Origin of the sequence: Nostoc sp. ChiSLP03a (genome assembly GCF_034531215.2) — a bacterium.
Lineage (GTDB): Bacteria > Cyanobacteriota > Cyanobacteriia > Cyanobacteriales > Nostocaceae > Nostoc.
Genome location: NZ_JAVRBQ020000127.1, coordinates 102,060 through 117,504 on the forward strand (window position 1 = coordinate 102,060; position 15,445 = coordinate 117,504).

Sequence of the window (15,445 nt, forward strand, 5' to 3'; positions counted from 1 at the left end):
CATTTGTCCGCAATATCTCTCTTGTTTCATTTAGGAGATGAGCTTAGTCAACATCAATATTGCCAGGACTTTAAGTTCCAGCCAAAATTCTCTACAGCAACAGCAGCAACATAATTGTTCGCAGGTATTAGTTCAAAAAGACTCCAGTCTTCAGATATTTGTAACTTAGCTGGTTTTGTGGGAGTTAGTGATACTTCAATTTGCTCTAACTGAGATAATCCGTCTCCAGTTGCTTTTAAATAAGCTTCCTTACAAGTCCAGTAACGGAAAAATATCTCTTGCTGTTGGTTGGGAGATTGCGATCGCAACATCTCATATTCTCTCGGTAAAAAGAACCGTTTGGCAAGAGCTTCTAAATCAGACATTGGGCGAATATATTCTAGGTCTACACCAATTGGGCGAGTACAATTCACTGCACACAAACCCAACCCTTGGGAATGAGACAAGTTAAACGCCAGTCCACTATCGGCAAATTTATCTGCTAGTACTGGTTTGCCACGCTGTTGATAATTAAACTCCACTTGTAACGGCTGGATACCCAAGTAGCGCCCTAATATAGTTCGGAGAATACCACGACCTGCGATGAAACGCTGTCGATGTTCTTGAAAATAGAACCGTTCAGCACGAGATGTTTCGTCACTGGAAAGAGTTGCTGCTAAATTTTGTAGTTGTGTTTCTGGTTGGTCAAGGTCTATACGCCAGACATGAATCTCATCTGGTAGCAAAGTTAAATTTGTCGGTGCAGGTAGCCAAATATGATTAAAAGCGGTCATTGAGTCAAAAAGTCAAGAGAGTTGTACTTTAATAGTTTGTTTAATTACGACGATTATTACGGTTGGATCTGATTTGACGCTTTAGCATTACTATATACAACTGCGCCTGTTTTTCCTATAATCTGCCATAGGTATTGTTAGATATTAAGTCTAGCTGTAAATATAAATACAGGTAGCCGCGATTGCTTTTGCCAGCTAAATATTATAATTTATTACTCTAGATGTACGCTCCTCAACTCCATATTAAATCCCCTGAGACAGCATACTTTAAAACTCTTAACAGAGAATCGCAAATTTTATTTTGGCTACAACATTAGCTATTACAGCATTTCTCAAAGTAACTACAACTAATGTCTGCAAGTGTTCTGAAGTAGATATCTCTTCAGTAGGAAATAGTTTTTCTCAGAAAGTGTTAAATCTAAAACAAAAAACCCTTGCTAAAGCTTGTTAATAAACTATTAGAACTACTTTTTTGTAGAACATAGTGAGGATGAATGATTATTAATTTGGAGTACTTTGCCTTTTTTATACTGCTACTGGCAGCGCTGCTATTAGCAATTAGGCAAATGAGCGTTGCTTTGGATGAGTTAGATATTGCGCGTTTTACTCTCTGGACAGGTATTGCTTCTGTTATTGCTGGTTTACCAATGATATTGTGGTAACTTCGGGGTCAATGCCATCCTCTCTATTTTGGGCTTCCAAGCAATACAACTCCATCCGTCGAGTATCCTCGCAACTAGAATATCGTCTCGCCTATTACTTTGTTCGCTTTTCCTCCAACCATTGTAAAACCCGATTCCATGCCCACCAAAGATCGGGGTCTTGTACTTGACGTTGGCACTCTTTGCTACTTAAATAGCCAACATGACCGCCATACTGAGTAAGTAACAAATCTATTGCGGGATTGCGATCGCACGCTTGTTCTAATTCCGGTATGATAGCTGGGTCAAAAAGTGGGTCGTTAGCAGCATATAGAATCAAAGTCGGTTTTGAGATTTGCGGCAATATTTGTAAAGCACTACTAGCTTGGTAATATGCTTCCACAGAAGGAAAACCAAGTCGCTTAATTACCAATTCATTATCAAAACCCCAAATGCTATTCGCCCGTTCAATCGCTGCTGGGTCAAGGCTTCCCGGATGGGCATCATGAATTCGCCACGCCAGTTTTTTTAAATTTTGGGCAATCCCTGCTTCCAAATATCTACCGAAAGGCTTTGTAACCAGATAAGATAGCGATCGCTGTGAATCTAAACTTGGACAAATCACCATATCACCGCCAATATCGCTATCTTCTAATCCTAAATCTTCATACTCCCTAATCACCTCACCAGCCACCTTCACCGCCCAGAGTGCCAACTGGCCTCCTAAAGAATACCCTGTAAACCAAAATTTCCCCGGACATCCCATTGCCTTCGCAGCGGCGGCGATGCGAACAAAATCTTCCCCTTCATACAAACCATCAGAAGTTAGAGTCGGGGACAAAACGGCCGTTTTGCCGTGGGCCCGCCAATCAAATAACACCACAGCATAACCTTGAGCGTAGGCCTTACGTCCTAGCACTCTCAAAAACCATTCTGTCTCTAACTCTCCGGTAATACCATAAGTACCGATAATCGTGCTATGAGCATTTTCCGGGATGGCAACCAAGCCAAAAATTGGCACACCTTGGCCACCAATAAAGATTTTTTCGTGATAAGACGGTTCTTGTAAGAAAACAGTACTTTCCCAGTTGCGTTTTCCCCACAAAGCGGTGTATACAGTCATCATCACACCGTTTTGTAAAAACCAAGACGGATTGTAGGGGGGAGTATAACACATCATAGACTATAAGATTTCGTGTAATTGAGTCTTGATTTCACAGTCATTTAATCTTAATATTTATGTAAGATTTAGAAGCTTTTTTAGAATTGATTCAAAAATCTTTGTATCTATCAAAGGTTGTTAATTATCCTTAATAAGTAGTAATAATTTTTTAAGAATGCCGAGGATTCTTGTCATAGACGATGACCCAGCGATTTCAGAACTAGTTGCCGTCAACTTGGAAATGGCTGGCTACGATGTTAGTCAAGCTGAAGACGGCATCAAAGGTCAAGCGCTGGCTCTCCAGCTGCAACCAGACTTGATCATGCTCGATTTAATGTTGCCCAGAGTAGATGGGTTCACCGTTTGCCAACGCCTGCGCCGCGACGATCGCACCTCTGAGATTCCCGTGTTAATGTTGACGGCTTTGAGCCAAACTCAGGACAAGGTGGAAGGCTTTAATGCTGGCGCAGATGACTACCTCACCAAACCTTTTGAAGTTGAAGAACTGCTGGCGCGAGTGCGGGCACTTTTGCGGCGTACTGACCGGATTCCCCAAGCCGCAAAGCATAGTGAAATTCTCAACTATGGCTCATTAACCCTTGTTCCCGAAAGATTTGAGGCAATATGGTTCAATGAGACGGTGAAATTGACTCACTTGGAATTTGAGCTACTTCACTGCTTACTGCAACGCCACGGTCAAACAGTTTCTCCCAGCGAAATCCTCAGAGAAGTTTGGGGCTACGATCCTGATGATGACATAGAAACGATTCGAGTGCATATTCGCCACTTGAGAACCAAGCTAGAACCAGACCCTCGCCATCCCCGCTATATCAAGACAGTGTATGGTGCTGGATACTGTCTGGAATTACCCGCTGTACCTCCATCGAATGAAGGGGCTTCGGTAACAGTCGTTGAATGAAATCACGCTAAATTCCCTTATCTAAGCTATCACTTAGGCAAGAACTCTCTGTAACTCTTATTCCTTACCGCTTAGTTAAGGTTATTGGTGGGATTTAGTAGTATGTAGAGATGTTGCAATACAACGTCTCTACAAGTGTATCCGTGTTTTTTTTAATAAAAAGCGTCTTTTGTCAATGAGTTAAAATACTTAAAGTAAGCTTAGTGAAAATGATAATCGTGTGAGGGAGAGGAAGAGGATGTGATTTTCGGTCGCACTCCTCTGCCTCTTTTTGATTATCATTATTTTCAAAGTCTTTGACAGCTTAAATATTATATGAAAAAGTTATGAAAAAATATTGTAACGACAGAATAACTTTGTCAAAAACGTGCTTAATTCTTAGGTAAATTCAATTATGAAACTGAAATAAGTTACAAAATTGGAGTTAATAATAATGCACTTTTTTATAAAAGGTTATTTGGTGAGTATGTTGGCTGGAGTCGTAAGCTTAGTGGCGAACCAAGCTTTGGCAGTAACGGCGCCAGGAGCTACTATGAAGAATTCTTTTCCCCAAGACAATTCATGTTTAAGCACTTCGAGTTATGGGGGAATTATCAATAACTGTAGTTACAGTGTTCAAGTTGTAGGAACCCTACAACTGTCACCAGGTTCTCACCCAACGTCAGTCAGAATTAATGGAAATAATAGCTCGTGTCAAGCAATTTCGATTAATGGTGTTGGAAACGGTGCCGCGTTTAGTTCTCTAGTTAATACTACTTCTGGGCCAAAAGTTTGGCAAACCCTGAATCTCGGTAATCTTTCTGTATTTGATGGGCCTGATGGGAATAGCGAAACAGGTACACTCTTTAGCTGTTCGCTCGAAGCTGGTGGCATTATAGGCAATTTCACAGCAAAGTAAAATTTCTGAAGCTAGATATTAGCCGTCATTGAATTTCTTAAATTGTAGTGCGATCGCGCTGTTTCATTACAGCGCGGTCTTGTTTCTACTTATTCCCACACAATAAGCCAAACCGAACTAACCCGCGTTCATAACCGCGACGCATCAACCCCAGCGATAACGCCCCTTGAATGGTAGTCCAACCAGCATTGAGTAAGCCCCAAAGTGCTTGGGGAGTGAACGCCGAATCAATGACTACATTCCAAAAGGGGGCGACGGCGGTTGACCAATCGGCGGTGCGAATATTGTTTAATGGAAGTTGACGTGCGATCGCTTCATACTCTGGTAAAGAAATTACATAAGGCAAACAATACACCCGATAAATATCCTGCAAATGCTTTTCCTCATCCGCCGTCAGTGGTAACTTATCAGTCGGTCGATGACACCAAGTCACCATAATTAACTTGCCGCCAGGTTTCAATACCCGATAACACTCCTGGAGAAACTTAGTTTTATCCGGCATGTGTTCGCCGCTTTCCAGCGACCAAACCAAATCAAAAGAATTATCAGCAAAGGGCATTTCTTGAGCATTGGCGACTTGAAACTGAGTTTTCAGACTCAAATTCGCTTCCATTGCGCGTTCCGTTGCTCTGGCAGCTTGCACAGGACTCAAAGTAATCCCTGTAGCCTTAGCATTAAACTTTTCTGCCAAGTATAAAGAACTACCACCAATACCACAGCCAACATCGAGAATATTTTCTGCTGATTGTACCCCCGCCCAATTGAGCAGTTCCTCGATTAAATCAATTTGAGCTTGACGGCGGTCTTTTTTCTGACTGCCATCGACACCATAGTAGCCGTGGTGCATGTGTTCGCCCCAAATCTGTTCCCACAGACCAGAGGAAGCATCGTAGAACTGCTGAATTTGCTGGTAAAGTGTTGCACTCATGAAAAAAGTAGTATTGAGACGAATTAGAATTCAAAAAAAACATACTTGTAGGCTACCATGTGTGTTTTTAATTAAATAAGGGTATTTTTGTTCCAAGAAAAGTAAACCAGGATTTTTCCAAGTAGGATAAATCCTGGTTTACCTTAATAAACAGTTCTTGCTCGAATTTATACTAAGTAATCCCAAGTATGGCTACAGATTGAAGTATGTGCCAACCCATATTAAATCTGGCTTTTTGAATTTTGAATTTTGAATTTTGAATTAATTATGACCGTTTCTCGCACAGTTTGCCTGGGATTTTTGACTGTCATCGCTATAGGAACCATCTTGCTAATGATGCCTTTCTCGACTAGCGATGGTACATGGAACGACCCTATTGTGGCGCTGTTCACCTCAACATCTGCGGTTTGTGTTACTGGCTTATCAGTGGTCGATCCTGGTACTTATTTTTCTTTTTGGGGTCAGCTGTTTATGACACTGTTGGTTCAGATTGGCGGTTTAGGCTATATGACAAGTACTACCTTTCTGATTCTGCTAATTGGACGCAAGTTTGACCTGCGACAAAAGGTAGCTATTCAACAAGCTTTAGACCGACCAGGAATGAGCGGGAGTGCCCAAGTCATCCGTTCAATTATTGCCACAACTTTAATTTTTGAAATTACAGGAATATTCTTACTTCTACCAGCTTTTATTCCAAAATATGGTTGGAATCAAGGACTTTGGTTAGCAATTTTTCATAGTATCAATGCTTGGAATAATGCTGGTTTTAGTTTATTTAAAGATAATTTAATTAGCTATCAATCATCCTTTTTAGTAGTTTTCACCATTAGCATATTGATTATCTTTGGGGGAATTGGCTATCAGGTAATTTTGGAAATGTATCTTTGGTTGCGCGATCGCATTCAGAAAAAAACTCAAAATCAAGTCTTCACCCTAGATTTCAAAGTTGCAATCAGTACAACTCTGATATTATTATTAGTGGGGATAATAGCCTTTTTCTGTATAGAAATCAGAAACCCTGAAACATTTGGTTATCTAAATTTACGCGACCAGATATTAGTAGCTTGGTTTCAATCAGTTACTCCCAGAACTGCTGGTTTTAATACCATCGATATTGGCAAAATGACTACTGCTGGTCTATTTATTACAATTGCGCTGATGTTTATTGGTGCAAGTCCAGGTGGCACAGGAGGAGGCATGAAAACAACAACCTTGAGAGTTTTGACCAGTTGTACCAAAGCGATTCTTCAGGGTAAAGAAGAAGTTTTGTTGTACGATCGCAAGATAGCAATAACTTTAATTTTGAAAGCTGTAGGTGTGTTAGTAGGATCGATAGCAACCGTGATTTTCGCCACGATTTTAATTAGCCTCACAGATCCAACATTAGATTTTATTCAAATTTTGTTTGAAGTAGTATCAGCCTTCGCTACCGTAGGGCTTTCTACAGGCATTACAGGAACTATCTCTACAGCAGCAAAGCTCATCTTAATTGTCACTATGTACGTTGGCAGAGTGGGTGTTTTACTGCTGATGTCTGCCGTACTAGGAGATCCCCGCCCTACCAGAATTCACTATCCTGAAGAAAATTTACTCGTGGGATAGTTAGGGAGAGGGAGTAGGAAGTAGGGGATGAGGGAGCAGGGGAAGCAGGGAGAGAATAAATAATGACAAATGACTAAACTGATAAAATATACATTGGAAGGCAAAAATAAAATTTTTAATTCAAGCGGTATAACCGTTTTTTGCCCTAAATACAGGGAGCCATCATAAGGATAAAAAGGGTGAATCTGTCATCATTAAGTTTTTTTCGCAGTTTACGCAAAGATAACCAGCAATTTGCTGTAATTGGGTTAGGTCGTTTTGGTCGCTCTGTCTGTTCCACACTGCATAATTTTGGTTATCAAGTGCTGGCAACAGATATAGATGAAAAACAAGTTTCAGCGGCATTAACTGAGGGAATAGTTGGTCATGCTTTGCAACTAGACTCTACAGAACCAGCCGCACTCAAAGAAGCTGGAATTTTTGAATTTGATACTGTGATTGTCGCAATTGGCAACTACGTTCAAGAAAGTATCATAACCACCCTCAATGTGAAAGAGGCTGGCGTGCCTCATGTAGTTGCTAAAGCTTCTAGTGAAGTTCACCGTAAACTGTTGCGGCGAGTAGGAGCAGATCATGTTGTTTTTCCTGAGTATGAAGCGGGTTGTGCCCTAGCGCGTACTCTTACTAAACCAGCAATTCTAGATCGGTTTGACCTCGACCCAGATAACAGTATTGTAGAGTTGATTGTGCCTGATGAATTTCACGGCAAAACCATCACCGAACTTCAACTTCGTAACCGCTACGGTTTAAATTTACTAGCAGTAAGCCAGGATGGGAAATTTCAAATTAATCCTGACGCTACCAAGCGTTTAGAGCGTGGTTCAGCAATGGTTGTTATTGGTTGCAATAAAGATATTAATCGTTTGCCGATTTAAAAAAGTTAGGAGTTAGGAGTTATGCCGTGTGCAACTTTTACTCAAAACTAACTTCCAGTAGAGAATAGACTTATTGCATGAATCCCTTGCCCTTACCCTAAATCCCTCTCCCAAGCTTGGGAGAGGGATTTTGAAATTGGCTCCTTTTCTCCCAATTTTGGGAGAAGGGGTTGGGGGATGAGGGCAAATTGCCTTAACTTTGAGTTTTTTATTGTCTGGGACTTGTTGAAGTGGATTGTGGTTCAACTGAGACAGGCACATCGCCAGGGTTGGCGGACGTTTCTGGTTGATTTGCCGTCTGTGGTTCAGGTGTTTGTACTGTAGAATCTGAACTCTGAGAAGGAGTAGCTGTTTGACTGGCTTGAGGTTGCTGTTGCCCAGTTTTCTGAGCAATTTGCTGCATTAGCTGCTCAATTTTTTGGGCTTGTTCAATGTTGCCTTGCTCGCGATATTCATTGTGAGCGCGTTTCAAGGCTCCACTGGCTTTTTTGAACTCGCCTTGATTATATAAAGTTACTCCCAAGTTATAGTAAGCTGAGGCACTTTTTGGATTTAGACGAATCGCTTGCCGATAAACAGAAATAGCCTCAGAAGCTTGACCATGCATTGCTAGCAAATTTGCCATATTGCTGTAGGCTGCGGCATTTTTAGGATCTAGCTTCAAAGCTTGGCGATAATTGGCGATCGCAAGCTCGATTTGACCTTGTTGTTGCAAGGTGATCGCTAAGTTAAGATAAGCATTGGCATTGCTGCTATCTAGATTAATTGCTTTTTGGTATGCAGCGATCGCTTCCTCTAACTTTCCTTGTTCGTATAGCAACAAACCCAGATTATACAGTGCTGCCACCCTTGTGGAATCTATTACCAAGCTCTGGCGATAAGCGGTAATTGCTGCATCTTTTTCTCCTTGTCGGTGCAACACTAACCCTAAGTTGTAATAAGCTTCGCTAGAATTGGGATTAAGTTTTATCGCCTCTGTAAATTCTTGTAAAGCTACATCCAAGCGATTTTGCTCTATAAATATATTACCCAGATAATTTCGTGCTGCCCCAAGGTTAGGATCTCGCTGCAACGCTTGGCGAAAGGCATATTCTGCACCTTGTAAGTCTTGGCGGTTATAGCGCGTAACTCCTTGCTGGAAAAAGCTAGCTGCTTCCAGATTCTGAGAAATAGCAGTTTCTGCCAGCAGCTTGCTAACTGGAAAATTAGTAATTGTCGGTGCAGCCAAGAGCAAAAATGCAGAACAGCCACCGACTGTTACCTGACAAAATAAATTTAACCAATGAGAAAATAGGTATTTTTCAGACATTAATAGCAGACCTGTACTTATTTTTAACCCCTTATAAGTCAGAGTACCCACCACGAAAGAAAAAATTCCCAATTTCCAACTTTTATAGCAAGGGACTGGGTAATAGGGACTGGGGACTGGGTGAAAAGTCTTTTTGTGTCTAAGTTTTATCGTCTGTTGATGTCCTAACCACCAAGGCTTGTGCTATAACTCTTAACTCCTAACTTTTAACTCCCCACTCCCACAGCTGACGGCAAAATTAGCATGGCATCACCGAATGAATAAAAGCGATATCCAAAAGCGATCGCTTCGTTGTATATATTCAATAACCGTTGCCTGCCAATTAGGGCACTTACCAACATCAACAAACTAGAACGCGGTAGGTGAAAATTCGTAATTAAACCACCTACTACCTGCCATTGGTAGCCAGGATAAATAAACAAGTCTGTTTTGCCGCAAAATGGTTGTAAATTACCAGATTGAGCCGCCCCTTCTAAAGCCCTTACTACCGTTGTTCCCACAGCAATAATCCGCCCGCCAGCAGCTTTCGTGGCGCGGATTTGCTCTACTGTAGCGGCGGGAACTTCAATCCATTCTTCATGCATTTGATGGGTAGTTACATCCTCCACTTCCACAGGGCGAAATGTGCCTACACCAACGTGTAGCGTTACAAAAGCTCGATCGATTTGGCGATCGCTCAACTTTTGTAATAATTCTGGGGTAAAGTGTAATCCTGCCGTTGGAGCTGCGATCGCTCCTGGTTGTTTAGCATAAACTGTCTGATACTGCTCATCAGCTGCTTCTGAGGTAGTAATGTACGGTGGTAACGGTACTTCACCAAATACCTCTAACAGTTGCACCAAAGTCTTCCCCTCTGGTACATCAAATTGCAACAAACGTCCCCCGGTTGCTGCATCTGTTTCTAGAACCGTAGCCGTTAGGTGGCGGCTGGGGACTGGGGAAAAATTTTCCTCTCTGCCCCCCGCACCCCGCCCCTCTGCCTCTTTTGAATGCCCAATCGACGCTTCCCTTGGTTCAAAGATAATCTTTGCTCCTCGTTTGAAGCTTTTTCCTGGCTTAACTAAAGTTAACCAACAGTTATGCTGCCGTTCTTCCAACAGCAACACCTGAATTTTCGCACCAGTGGATTTATGACCATAAAGCCGCGCTGGAATGACTCTTGTATTGTTCATAACTAACAAATCGCCAGAGCGCAGCAGTGCAGGCAAATCATGGAAAATATGGTGTAGAGGTGCTGTTTCGATGCCTGTAGTCGGAGAATCAACTACCAGTAACCGCGAACTATCTCTAGGAACTGCTGGGTTTTGGGCAATGAATTCTGGAGGTAGTTCGTAGTCATAGCCAGCTACCGAGCAATCTAATTCAAAATTTTTTTCTTGTGGGCTAGATGTATCTTTCAAATTGACTTGTACTAGTTTTTGGTTTATTTAGTATTTATACTCTCTTAAAAAGTCTGAGTTAAGTTTTCCCTTATATTGGAACTTTAAGGGATCTTGGCTCAGTTTTGCCGCTAGGCTATAAGATTGTTACTATTAAGTAACACGGAAAACTTAACATAAAAAATGGGTAAACCTCCCCATCAAAAAACGGGGGCTTTTACCCTACCGGGAACAGGCACTGATTGACGAATATAGATATGTAGGATTGGCTTTGATCCCAAGCACCAACAAACATGGAATACTTGTACTATCTGGCAAATGCCAGTCTAACCCTGAGGGTCGTTCAACACCTCCACGCTAGACCCCAGACACCAGTTTCGTTCGTCACCGTAATTCATCAAATTGATGGCTGGGTGGTTAGGATCAAACTCAAAGGTCAAGTCTCGCCCCAAGAAGATGGCGACTTTCGGGCTTTTCTAAATGAATTAGGAATTAGCTATGAGCCGCCAATGAGGGTGCAAATGGCACTTTGGAGTTTGGAAGCTGGACAGTGCCCTGTGGATGTGATGCGTCGTTATCAGGTAGCGATCGTTTCTCATGGTAGCCCAGAAAGAGATGAAATTGAAGCGTTCCGGCAACAGTTTGTCCGGGGCTTAGGTTACTGTCCAGAAACTTTAGCGTGAGACTATTTGGTTGTAACGCTACTACAAAATTATTGGTCATTGGTAATTAAGATATTTTATCCATTACCAATTAACCATTATCAATTGAAGAGTCAAAAGCTGCCGGAATGTATTCTTGCAGCTTAAACTTGTATCCGGGTACAGATGAAGTAGCTAGAGCTTTCTGATTTGCTGTAACCCCAGTCAGATTTTTTGAGATCCTTTGACAGTAGACAATAGCAACATCAAATCGACAAGAATAATCTGCCTTCTCAGGATACTGAGCTAAGAATATGCCAGCTGTACGCCAAATTTTTGCTTGCTTTTGTGGAGTGATTGCGCTTCTTCCCCCAGCATCCCAACTACCTGAACTGCGGGTTTTGACTTCAACAAATGCCAACATAGAGTGGGGAGTGGGGAGTGGAGAGTGAGGAGTTAGGAGTGAGGAGTTAGAAGTGAGGAATTCTTCCCCTGCTTCCTGGCTTCCCTGCTCTTTCCCACTTTCTTCATCATATTCAGCAATAATATCGATTTCCCCCCAGCGGCTAGAAAAGCGACGATGGAGAATTATCCAACCTGTAGATTGCAACCATTGAGCTACTAAGTCTTCTCCTAATTCACCACTATTTGGACAATGCATATAAACTTTAGTATTCTCGGTTATTTAATTCAACAGAAAAATAAGAGTTTCTAGTAGTTACCCAAAATCATCCTCCCATGATGTGCTTATTCTTCACTTGCTGGCGTAGCATTCCCAACAGTCAAAATAAAGTGATCATAATTGGGGTAAATATCCATAAAAAGGTGATGCTCGACATATATGCCACCACCGCATTCCAAAAAGGTGATGAACGGCTCATAAGGGTCAGGAAGACCATTCGCGGGGACTGCATCAAATTCCCGTAGGCGACACCAAAATAAGTAATTACTTACCCCTTGTACAAGATAGGTTCTACCACGCTGGTATGGTTCCCTGTTGTATAACTCGTCCAGCCATTGCATTAGGTTAGATGGGAGTTCAATGTCAGGGCGAATCTGGACAGCAAGATTTTCAAAAATATGCTTCTGTTCGCTCTGCAAAAACTTTACCCATTGCCTTACCCGCGACAGAAATTCTAACATCAGTTCTGTAAGTCTTTCGTCTTTCTCCCCCATTCCTAATGTATCCCACTCAATAGCCTGAAGTCGTGCAAAGGCAACGTTCAAATCGTCGTATGAACTTGAATTAGGATTCATAAAAATATTTTTAAAGGATTTTTGCGCTAAAATCTCTGACTCAAGGATAATGAGATGGAGGAGGGTTCGCCATTGGCTAAAAATAGAATGAATTCTAAGTTAAGCGCCCGGATTTGGGCAAGTATACTCAGCTTATTCCTCTGGGTAATAGTTGGCATCACCGTAACAGTCGGTTTTACTCCAACAGCTTTGGCACTTGAATATAATAAAGAAATTTTGGTTGATGCTGATTTTTCAGGACGTGATTTAACAGACTCCAGCTTTACTAAAGCTAATCTTCGCCAGAGCAACTTTAGCCGAGCTAATTTGAACGGTGTCAGCTTCTTTGCAGCAAATTTAGAGTCTGCGAATTTAGAGGGTTCTGACTTGAGAAATGCGACTTTAGACTCGGCTCGTTTAGTCAGAGCAAATTTGACAAATGCACTGTTGGAGGGTGCTTTTGCTGCTAACGCCAGATTTGATGGTGCAATCATTGATGGGGCAGATTTTACCGATACGCTGCTGCGTCCCGATGAGCAAAAAAAATTGTGCAAACTTGCCAAAGGGACTAATCCCGTTACAGGACGAGATACGCGTGATACGTTGTTTTGTCCTTAGTATTTTTTAGCTGGGAATTGGGCATTGGGCATTGGGCATTGGGCATTGGCATTGGGCGTTGGGCAAAACAGTTACGTTAGCGTCAGCAGGGCGTTTAGCCTGTGCTGAGTAAAGAAGTAAGATTCCCCACTCAGCACTCAGCACTCTTGAAGGTCATTGGGCATTGTGCATTGCTTATTCCCCATTCCCTACTCATAAAATATTGAGCAACTACCAACCACTCGCACCAATCTTTTGACAAACAAATTTCATACCTTTGCCTGGTGAAGAACTTGCTACAAAAGGGATTTCTCCTTTTTCTTTATCCTCTTCAAGTAGCTGTCCTTCTGGCCCGTAAATCGCAATGCGATTGCGAAACAGCCGCGATTCTTTGCACGATGCATCAAAGGTAGTCTCGAAGATGCCATCTCCATAGATACCGTAAAGCTTGTATACTGTGCCCTTAATCGTTTCCGTGTCCAAAGCTACGCTGTTTCCCAATTTATCATGCCCTACAGTAATATATCTTTCTGCATCTTGAGCGAACGCACTACCATTACTTAATAAAATAGCGATCGCTCCTACTATGCCGCCTAACTTAAAATACATACAGTTTCAAAATATCAGATTTCATATCTTTTTACTCGCGATCAAAGTTGTTCTGGCAGGGTAGAAGCACTGAAATCAAGATATAGCAGGGTGTTATACTACTTCGTAATACCTGATGGGAAGCATAAAGGACTATATAAATAGCTGCAATACTTTTCAAAGTATGAGTGAAACACTTGCCGATATTGGCATACCGCTTCAGTTTCCCGATCGCACTTAACTACCAGAGTCTGATGGTGCGTTTGTGTTCGCAAAGCTGGCAAGCCGAAAAACTTAGTAATCACAGGCAAAAGCTTACTACAGGCTTCAACTAGTTTCACCGTAGTAGGCAAATCAGCGATGTCTACGACGGGCTACGCCTACGCACTTGATAACAAGTCAAGATTGTATCTGATTTTGTAAGTTACTTGCAAAATTTTCAAAGTTCTGAATTAAAATTGTTTACATACGTGCGATAGCTAAAAAAGCGAATTATGAATACTTTTATTGTCAAAGTAAGCGCTTTTTGGGATTCTGAGGTTGATGTGTGGGTAGCTAGCAGTGATAATCTACCTGGGTTGGTTACAGAAGCTTCTACTATTGAGATGTTAACAGCAAAACTCAAAGCTATGATTCCAGAACTTATTGAATTAAATAAAGTTGAATCTGGCAACAAAGATTACATTGATTTATACTTAACAACGCATCGTCATGAATCAATCAAAGTGGCTGGCTAATGAGTGTTTCCTTTACTCCTGAAGTTAAAAAGCTTTTAACAGAAGCCGGATGTTATTTTAAAAGGCAAGGGAAAGGAGATCATGAAATTTGGTATAGCCCAATTACAGATAATAACTTTGTAGTTGATAGTAAAATCAAATCACGTCATAAGTAGGTAGGTGAAATTAATTATAAGATAGAAAAACTGCTAAATTAGCTTGTTATGCCTGCCCCATTACGCATCATTCTGACCCCAGAGGAAGACAGAACCTTAACGGAACTGCGACTTGCTCAGTGGCTTCCTCAAAGAACCCGTGACTGAGCGCATATGTTGCGCCTGAACGCTCAGGGATGGAATGTAGCAGCGATTGCAAAGATGTTCGAGTGCCATGCTCATACGGTCAGAGCGACCCTACGGCGATGGGAAGAAAGAGGATTAGGGGGACTGTGGGAAGCCCCAGGACGGGGAGCAAAACCAAAGTGGCAAGCAACAGACCTGGACTACCTGACGGAGTGTTTGGAGCAAGAACCCCGAACCTACAACAGTGTACAACTAGCACAGAAACTGCAACAAGAGCGGTTAGTGAATTTGAGTAGTGACCGATTGAGACGATTGCTCAAAAAAAAACTATCGCTGGAAACGAACTAAAAATAGCCATCGTTGCAAACAAGACCCGGTAAAAAAGGCACTCAAGCAGGCAGACTTGGACACCTTAAAGTTAGCCGTGCAGGAGGGGTATATTGAACTCAAGTATCTCGATGAAGCTTTCTTTTTGCCTTTGGAGTCCAGTCAGCTACAGCTATAGTCGCATTGGAGACCAGAAACGGATGGAGCAAACCCCAAATCGTTATGGCAACCGGATTAGCATTTTGGGCTTGTGGCAACCGGGCGAACGGTTCGAGTATGCCCTGGCTCAAGGCGGATTCAAAAGCGAGAGCTACATTCAGGTGATGGATTGGATGGCTCGCATTGCCTGACAAACCTTGGAGCAAACGGGTCGTCTCACCGTGGTCGTGCAGGATAATGGCTCCCTTCATACCAGTCTTTTGGTACGTCAACAGTGGACACGTTGGCAGGAGCAAGGCCTATTCGTTTTCTTTTTGCCTCCTTATTGTTCTCAGATGAATCCGATTGAAACCCAGTGGCATCAACTTAAAAGTCATGAAATTGCCGGACAGA

The 15,445-nt window shown here is 42.1% G+C and carries 18 protein-coding genes and 1 pseudogene; 11 read left to right on the forward strand and 8 right to left on the reverse strand.

Annotated elements, in window-relative coordinates; genetic code table 11:
• Positions 1-53: 53 nt before the first annotated feature.
• A complete protein-coding gene (gene hetI / locus RMY32_RS20955) occupies positions 54-773 on the reverse strand; it encodes a 4'-phosphopantetheinyl transferase HetI (RefSeq protein WP_322709235.1) in 720 nt (239 codons plus the stop codon).
• Between the two features lie 494 nt (positions 774-1,267).
• On the opposite strand from hetI, the gene RMY32_RS20960 reads away from it, so the two are divergent.
• Positions 1,268-1,435: a hypothetical protein gene (locus RMY32_RS20960; RefSeq protein ID WP_181929464.1), complete on the forward strand. Its 168-nt coding sequence runs from the start codon at positions 1,268-1,270 to the stop codon at positions 1,433-1,435.
• A gap of 94 nt (positions 1,436-1,529) precedes the next feature.
• Here RMY32_RS20960 and RMY32_RS20965 read toward each other — a convergent pair whose 3' ends face one another.
• Entirely contained in the window at positions 1,530-2,594 is a 1,065-nt protein-coding gene (locus tag RMY32_RS20965; protein WP_322709236.1) for a YheT family hydrolase, read from the reverse strand.
• 157 nt (positions 2,595-2,751) lie between these two features.
• Between RMY32_RS20965 and RMY32_RS20970 the strand changes: the two genes are divergently transcribed.
• Positions 2,752-3,495: a response regulator transcription factor gene (locus tag RMY32_RS20970; RefSeq protein WP_322693880.1), complete on the forward strand. Its 744-nt coding sequence runs from the start codon at positions 2,752-2,754 to the stop codon at positions 3,493-3,495.
• A 433-nt stretch (positions 3,496-3,928) separates the two neighbouring features.
• A complete protein-coding gene (locus RMY32_RS20975) occupies positions 3,929-4,393 on the forward strand; it encodes a hypothetical protein (RefSeq protein ID WP_322690784.1) in 465 nt (154 codons plus the stop codon).
• 85 nt (positions 4,394-4,478) lie between these two features.
• Here the strand turns inward: RMY32_RS20975 and RMY32_RS20980 are convergent, their stop codons facing one another.
• Positions 4,479-5,321: a methyltransferase domain-containing protein gene (locus tag RMY32_RS20980; RefSeq protein WP_322709237.1), complete on the reverse strand. Its 843-nt coding sequence runs from the start codon at positions 5,319-5,321 to the stop codon at positions 4,479-4,481.
• 267 nt (positions 5,322-5,588) lie between these two features.
• On the opposite strand from RMY32_RS20980, the gene RMY32_RS20985 reads away from it, so the two are divergent.
• Together RMY32_RS20985 and RMY32_RS20990 are read left to right on the forward strand one after the other, a co-directional pair.
• A complete protein-coding gene (locus RMY32_RS20985; protein WP_322709238.1) occupies positions 5,589-6,923 on the forward strand; it encodes a TrkH family potassium uptake protein in 1,335 nt (444 codons plus the stop codon).
• Between the two features lie 179 nt (positions 6,924-7,102).
• Entirely contained in the window at positions 7,103-7,798 is a 696-nt protein-coding gene (locus tag RMY32_RS20990; RefSeq protein ID WP_322709239.1) for a TrkA family potassium uptake protein, read from the forward strand.
• Between the two features lie 208 nt (positions 7,799-8,006).
• Here the strand turns inward: RMY32_RS20990 and RMY32_RS20995 are convergent, their stop codons facing one another.
• Together RMY32_RS20995 and queA are read right to left on the reverse strand one after the other, a co-directional pair.
• The gene (locus tag RMY32_RS20995) at positions 8,007-9,107 is read right to left on the reverse strand and encodes a tetratricopeptide repeat protein (RefSeq protein WP_322709240.1); all 1,101 of its coding nucleotides are present in this window, start codon (positions 9,105-9,107) and stop codon (positions 8,007-8,009) included.
• A 206-nt stretch (positions 9,108-9,313) separates the two neighbouring features.
• Positions 9,314-10,507, reverse strand: coding sequence for a tRNA preQ1(34) S-adenosylmethionine ribosyltransferase-isomerase QueA (queA, locus tag RMY32_RS21000; RefSeq protein WP_409883621.1), 1,194 nt, complete (start codon positions 10,505-10,507; stop codon positions 9,314-9,316).
• Positions 10,508-10,779: 272 nt separating this feature from the next.
• Between queA and RMY32_RS21005 the strand changes: the two genes are divergently transcribed.
• Entirely contained in the window at positions 10,780-11,169 is a 390-nt protein-coding gene (locus RMY32_RS21005; protein ID WP_012412259.1) for a hypothetical protein, read from the forward strand.
• A gap of 70 nt (positions 11,170-11,239) precedes the next feature.
• Here the strand turns inward: RMY32_RS21005 and RMY32_RS21010 are convergent, their stop codons facing one another.
• Both RMY32_RS21010 and RMY32_RS21015 read right to left on the reverse strand, forming a co-directional pair.
• Positions 11,240-11,788 carry a YraN family protein gene (locus RMY32_RS21010; RefSeq protein WP_322709241.1) on the reverse strand — a complete coding sequence of 183 codons (549 nt, stop codon included), beginning with the start codon at positions 11,786-11,788 and terminating at the stop codon, positions 11,240-11,242.
• An 86-nt stretch (positions 11,789-11,874) separates the two neighbouring features.
• On the reverse strand, positions 11,875-12,384 hold the full coding sequence (locus RMY32_RS21015) for a hypothetical protein (RefSeq protein WP_322709242.1): 510 nt from the start codon (positions 12,382-12,384) through the stop codon (positions 11,875-11,877).
• An 87-nt stretch (positions 12,385-12,471) separates the two neighbouring features.
• Here RMY32_RS21015 and RMY32_RS21020 point away from each other — a divergent pair, with 87 nt between their 5' ends.
• Positions 12,472-12,981, forward strand: coding sequence for a pentapeptide repeat-containing protein (locus RMY32_RS21020; RefSeq protein ID WP_322692137.1), 510 nt, complete (start codon positions 12,472-12,474; stop codon positions 12,979-12,981).
• A 210-nt stretch (positions 12,982-13,191) separates the two neighbouring features.
• Here RMY32_RS21020 and RMY32_RS21025 read toward each other — a convergent pair whose 3' ends face one another.
• Complete coding sequence (locus tag RMY32_RS21025; protein ID WP_322709243.1) at positions 13,192-13,569, reverse strand: hypothetical protein; 378 nt, start codon at positions 13,567-13,569, stop codon at positions 13,192-13,194.
• A gap of 167 nt (positions 13,570-13,736) precedes the next feature.
• On the opposite strand from RMY32_RS21025, the gene RMY32_RS21030 reads away from it, so the two are divergent.
• From RMY32_RS21030 to RMY32_RS21045, 4 genes and pseudogenes are all read left to right on the forward strand, one after another.
• Positions 13,737-13,883 carry a hypothetical protein gene (locus RMY32_RS21030; protein WP_322709244.1) on the forward strand — a complete coding sequence of 49 codons (147 nt, stop codon included), beginning with the start codon at positions 13,737-13,739 and terminating at the stop codon, positions 13,881-13,883.
• Between the two features lie 159 nt (positions 13,884-14,042).
• Positions 14,043-14,285, forward strand: coding sequence for a DUF1902 domain-containing protein (locus tag RMY32_RS21035; protein ID WP_322670417.1), 243 nt, complete (start codon positions 14,043-14,045; stop codon positions 14,283-14,285).
• Complete coding sequence (locus RMY32_RS21040) at positions 14,285-14,440, forward strand: type II toxin-antitoxin system HicA family toxin (protein WP_322709245.1); 156 nt, start codon at positions 14,285-14,287, stop codon at positions 14,438-14,440. The genes RMY32_RS21035 and RMY32_RS21040 overlap by 1 nt, the downstream gene beginning before the upstream one ends.
• A gap of 48 nt (positions 14,441-14,488) precedes the next feature.
• Positions 14,489-15,445, forward strand: a pseudogene (locus RMY32_RS21045) (IS630 family transposase); the annotation flags it as partial.

Coding starts and splice junctions, on each gene's coding strand:
- hetI (WP_322709235.1), bottom strand. CDS start 773: ATGACCGCTTTTAATCATATTTGGCTACCTGCACCGACAAATTTAACT.
- RMY32_RS20960 (WP_181929464.1), top strand. CDS start 1,268: ATGATTATTAATTTGGAGTACTTTGCCTTTTTTATACTGCTACTGGCA.
- RMY32_RS20965 (WP_322709236.1), bottom strand. CDS start 2,594: ATGATGTGTTATACTCCCCCCTACAATCCGTCTTGGTTTTTACAAAAC.
- RMY32_RS20970 (WP_322693880.1), top strand. CDS start 2,752: ATGCCGAGGATTCTTGTCATAGACGATGACCCAGCGATTTCAGAACTA.
- RMY32_RS20975 (WP_322690784.1), top strand. CDS start 3,929: ATGCACTTTTTTATAAAAGGTTATTTGGTGAGTATGTTGGCTGGAGTC.
- RMY32_RS20980 (WP_322709237.1), bottom strand. CDS start 5,321: ATGAGTGCAACACTTTACCAGCAAATTCAGCAGTTCTACGATGCTTCC.
- RMY32_RS20985 (WP_322709238.1), top strand. CDS start 5,589: ATGACCGTTTCTCGCACAGTTTGCCTGGGATTTTTGACTGTCATCGCT.
- RMY32_RS20995 (WP_322709240.1), bottom strand. CDS start 9,107: ATGTCTGAAAAATACCTATTTTCTCATTGGTTAAATTTATTTTGTCAG.
- RMY32_RS21005 (WP_012412259.1), top strand. CDS start 10,780: ATGGAATACTTGTACTATCTGGCAAATGCCAGTCTAACCCTGAGGGTC.
- RMY32_RS21010 (WP_322709241.1), bottom strand. CDS start 11,788: ATGCATTGTCCAAATAGTGGTGAATTAGGAGAAGACTTAGTAGCTCAA.
- RMY32_RS21015 (WP_322709242.1), bottom strand. CDS start 12,384: ATGAATCCTAATTCAAGTTCATACGACGATTTGAACGTTGCCTTTGCA.
- RMY32_RS21020 (WP_322692137.1), top strand. CDS start 12,472: ATGAATTCTAAGTTAAGCGCCCGGATTTGGGCAAGTATACTCAGCTTA.
- RMY32_RS21025 (WP_322709243.1), bottom strand. CDS start 13,569: ATGTATTTTAAGTTAGGCGGCATAGTAGGAGCGATCGCTATTTTATTA.
- RMY32_RS21035 (WP_322670417.1), top strand. CDS start 14,043: ATGAATACTTTTATTGTCAAAGTAAGCGCTTTTTGGGATTCTGAGGTT.
- RMY32_RS21040 (WP_322709245.1), top strand. CDS start 14,285: ATGAGTGTTTCCTTTACTCCTGAAGTTAAAAAGCTTTTAACAGAAGCC.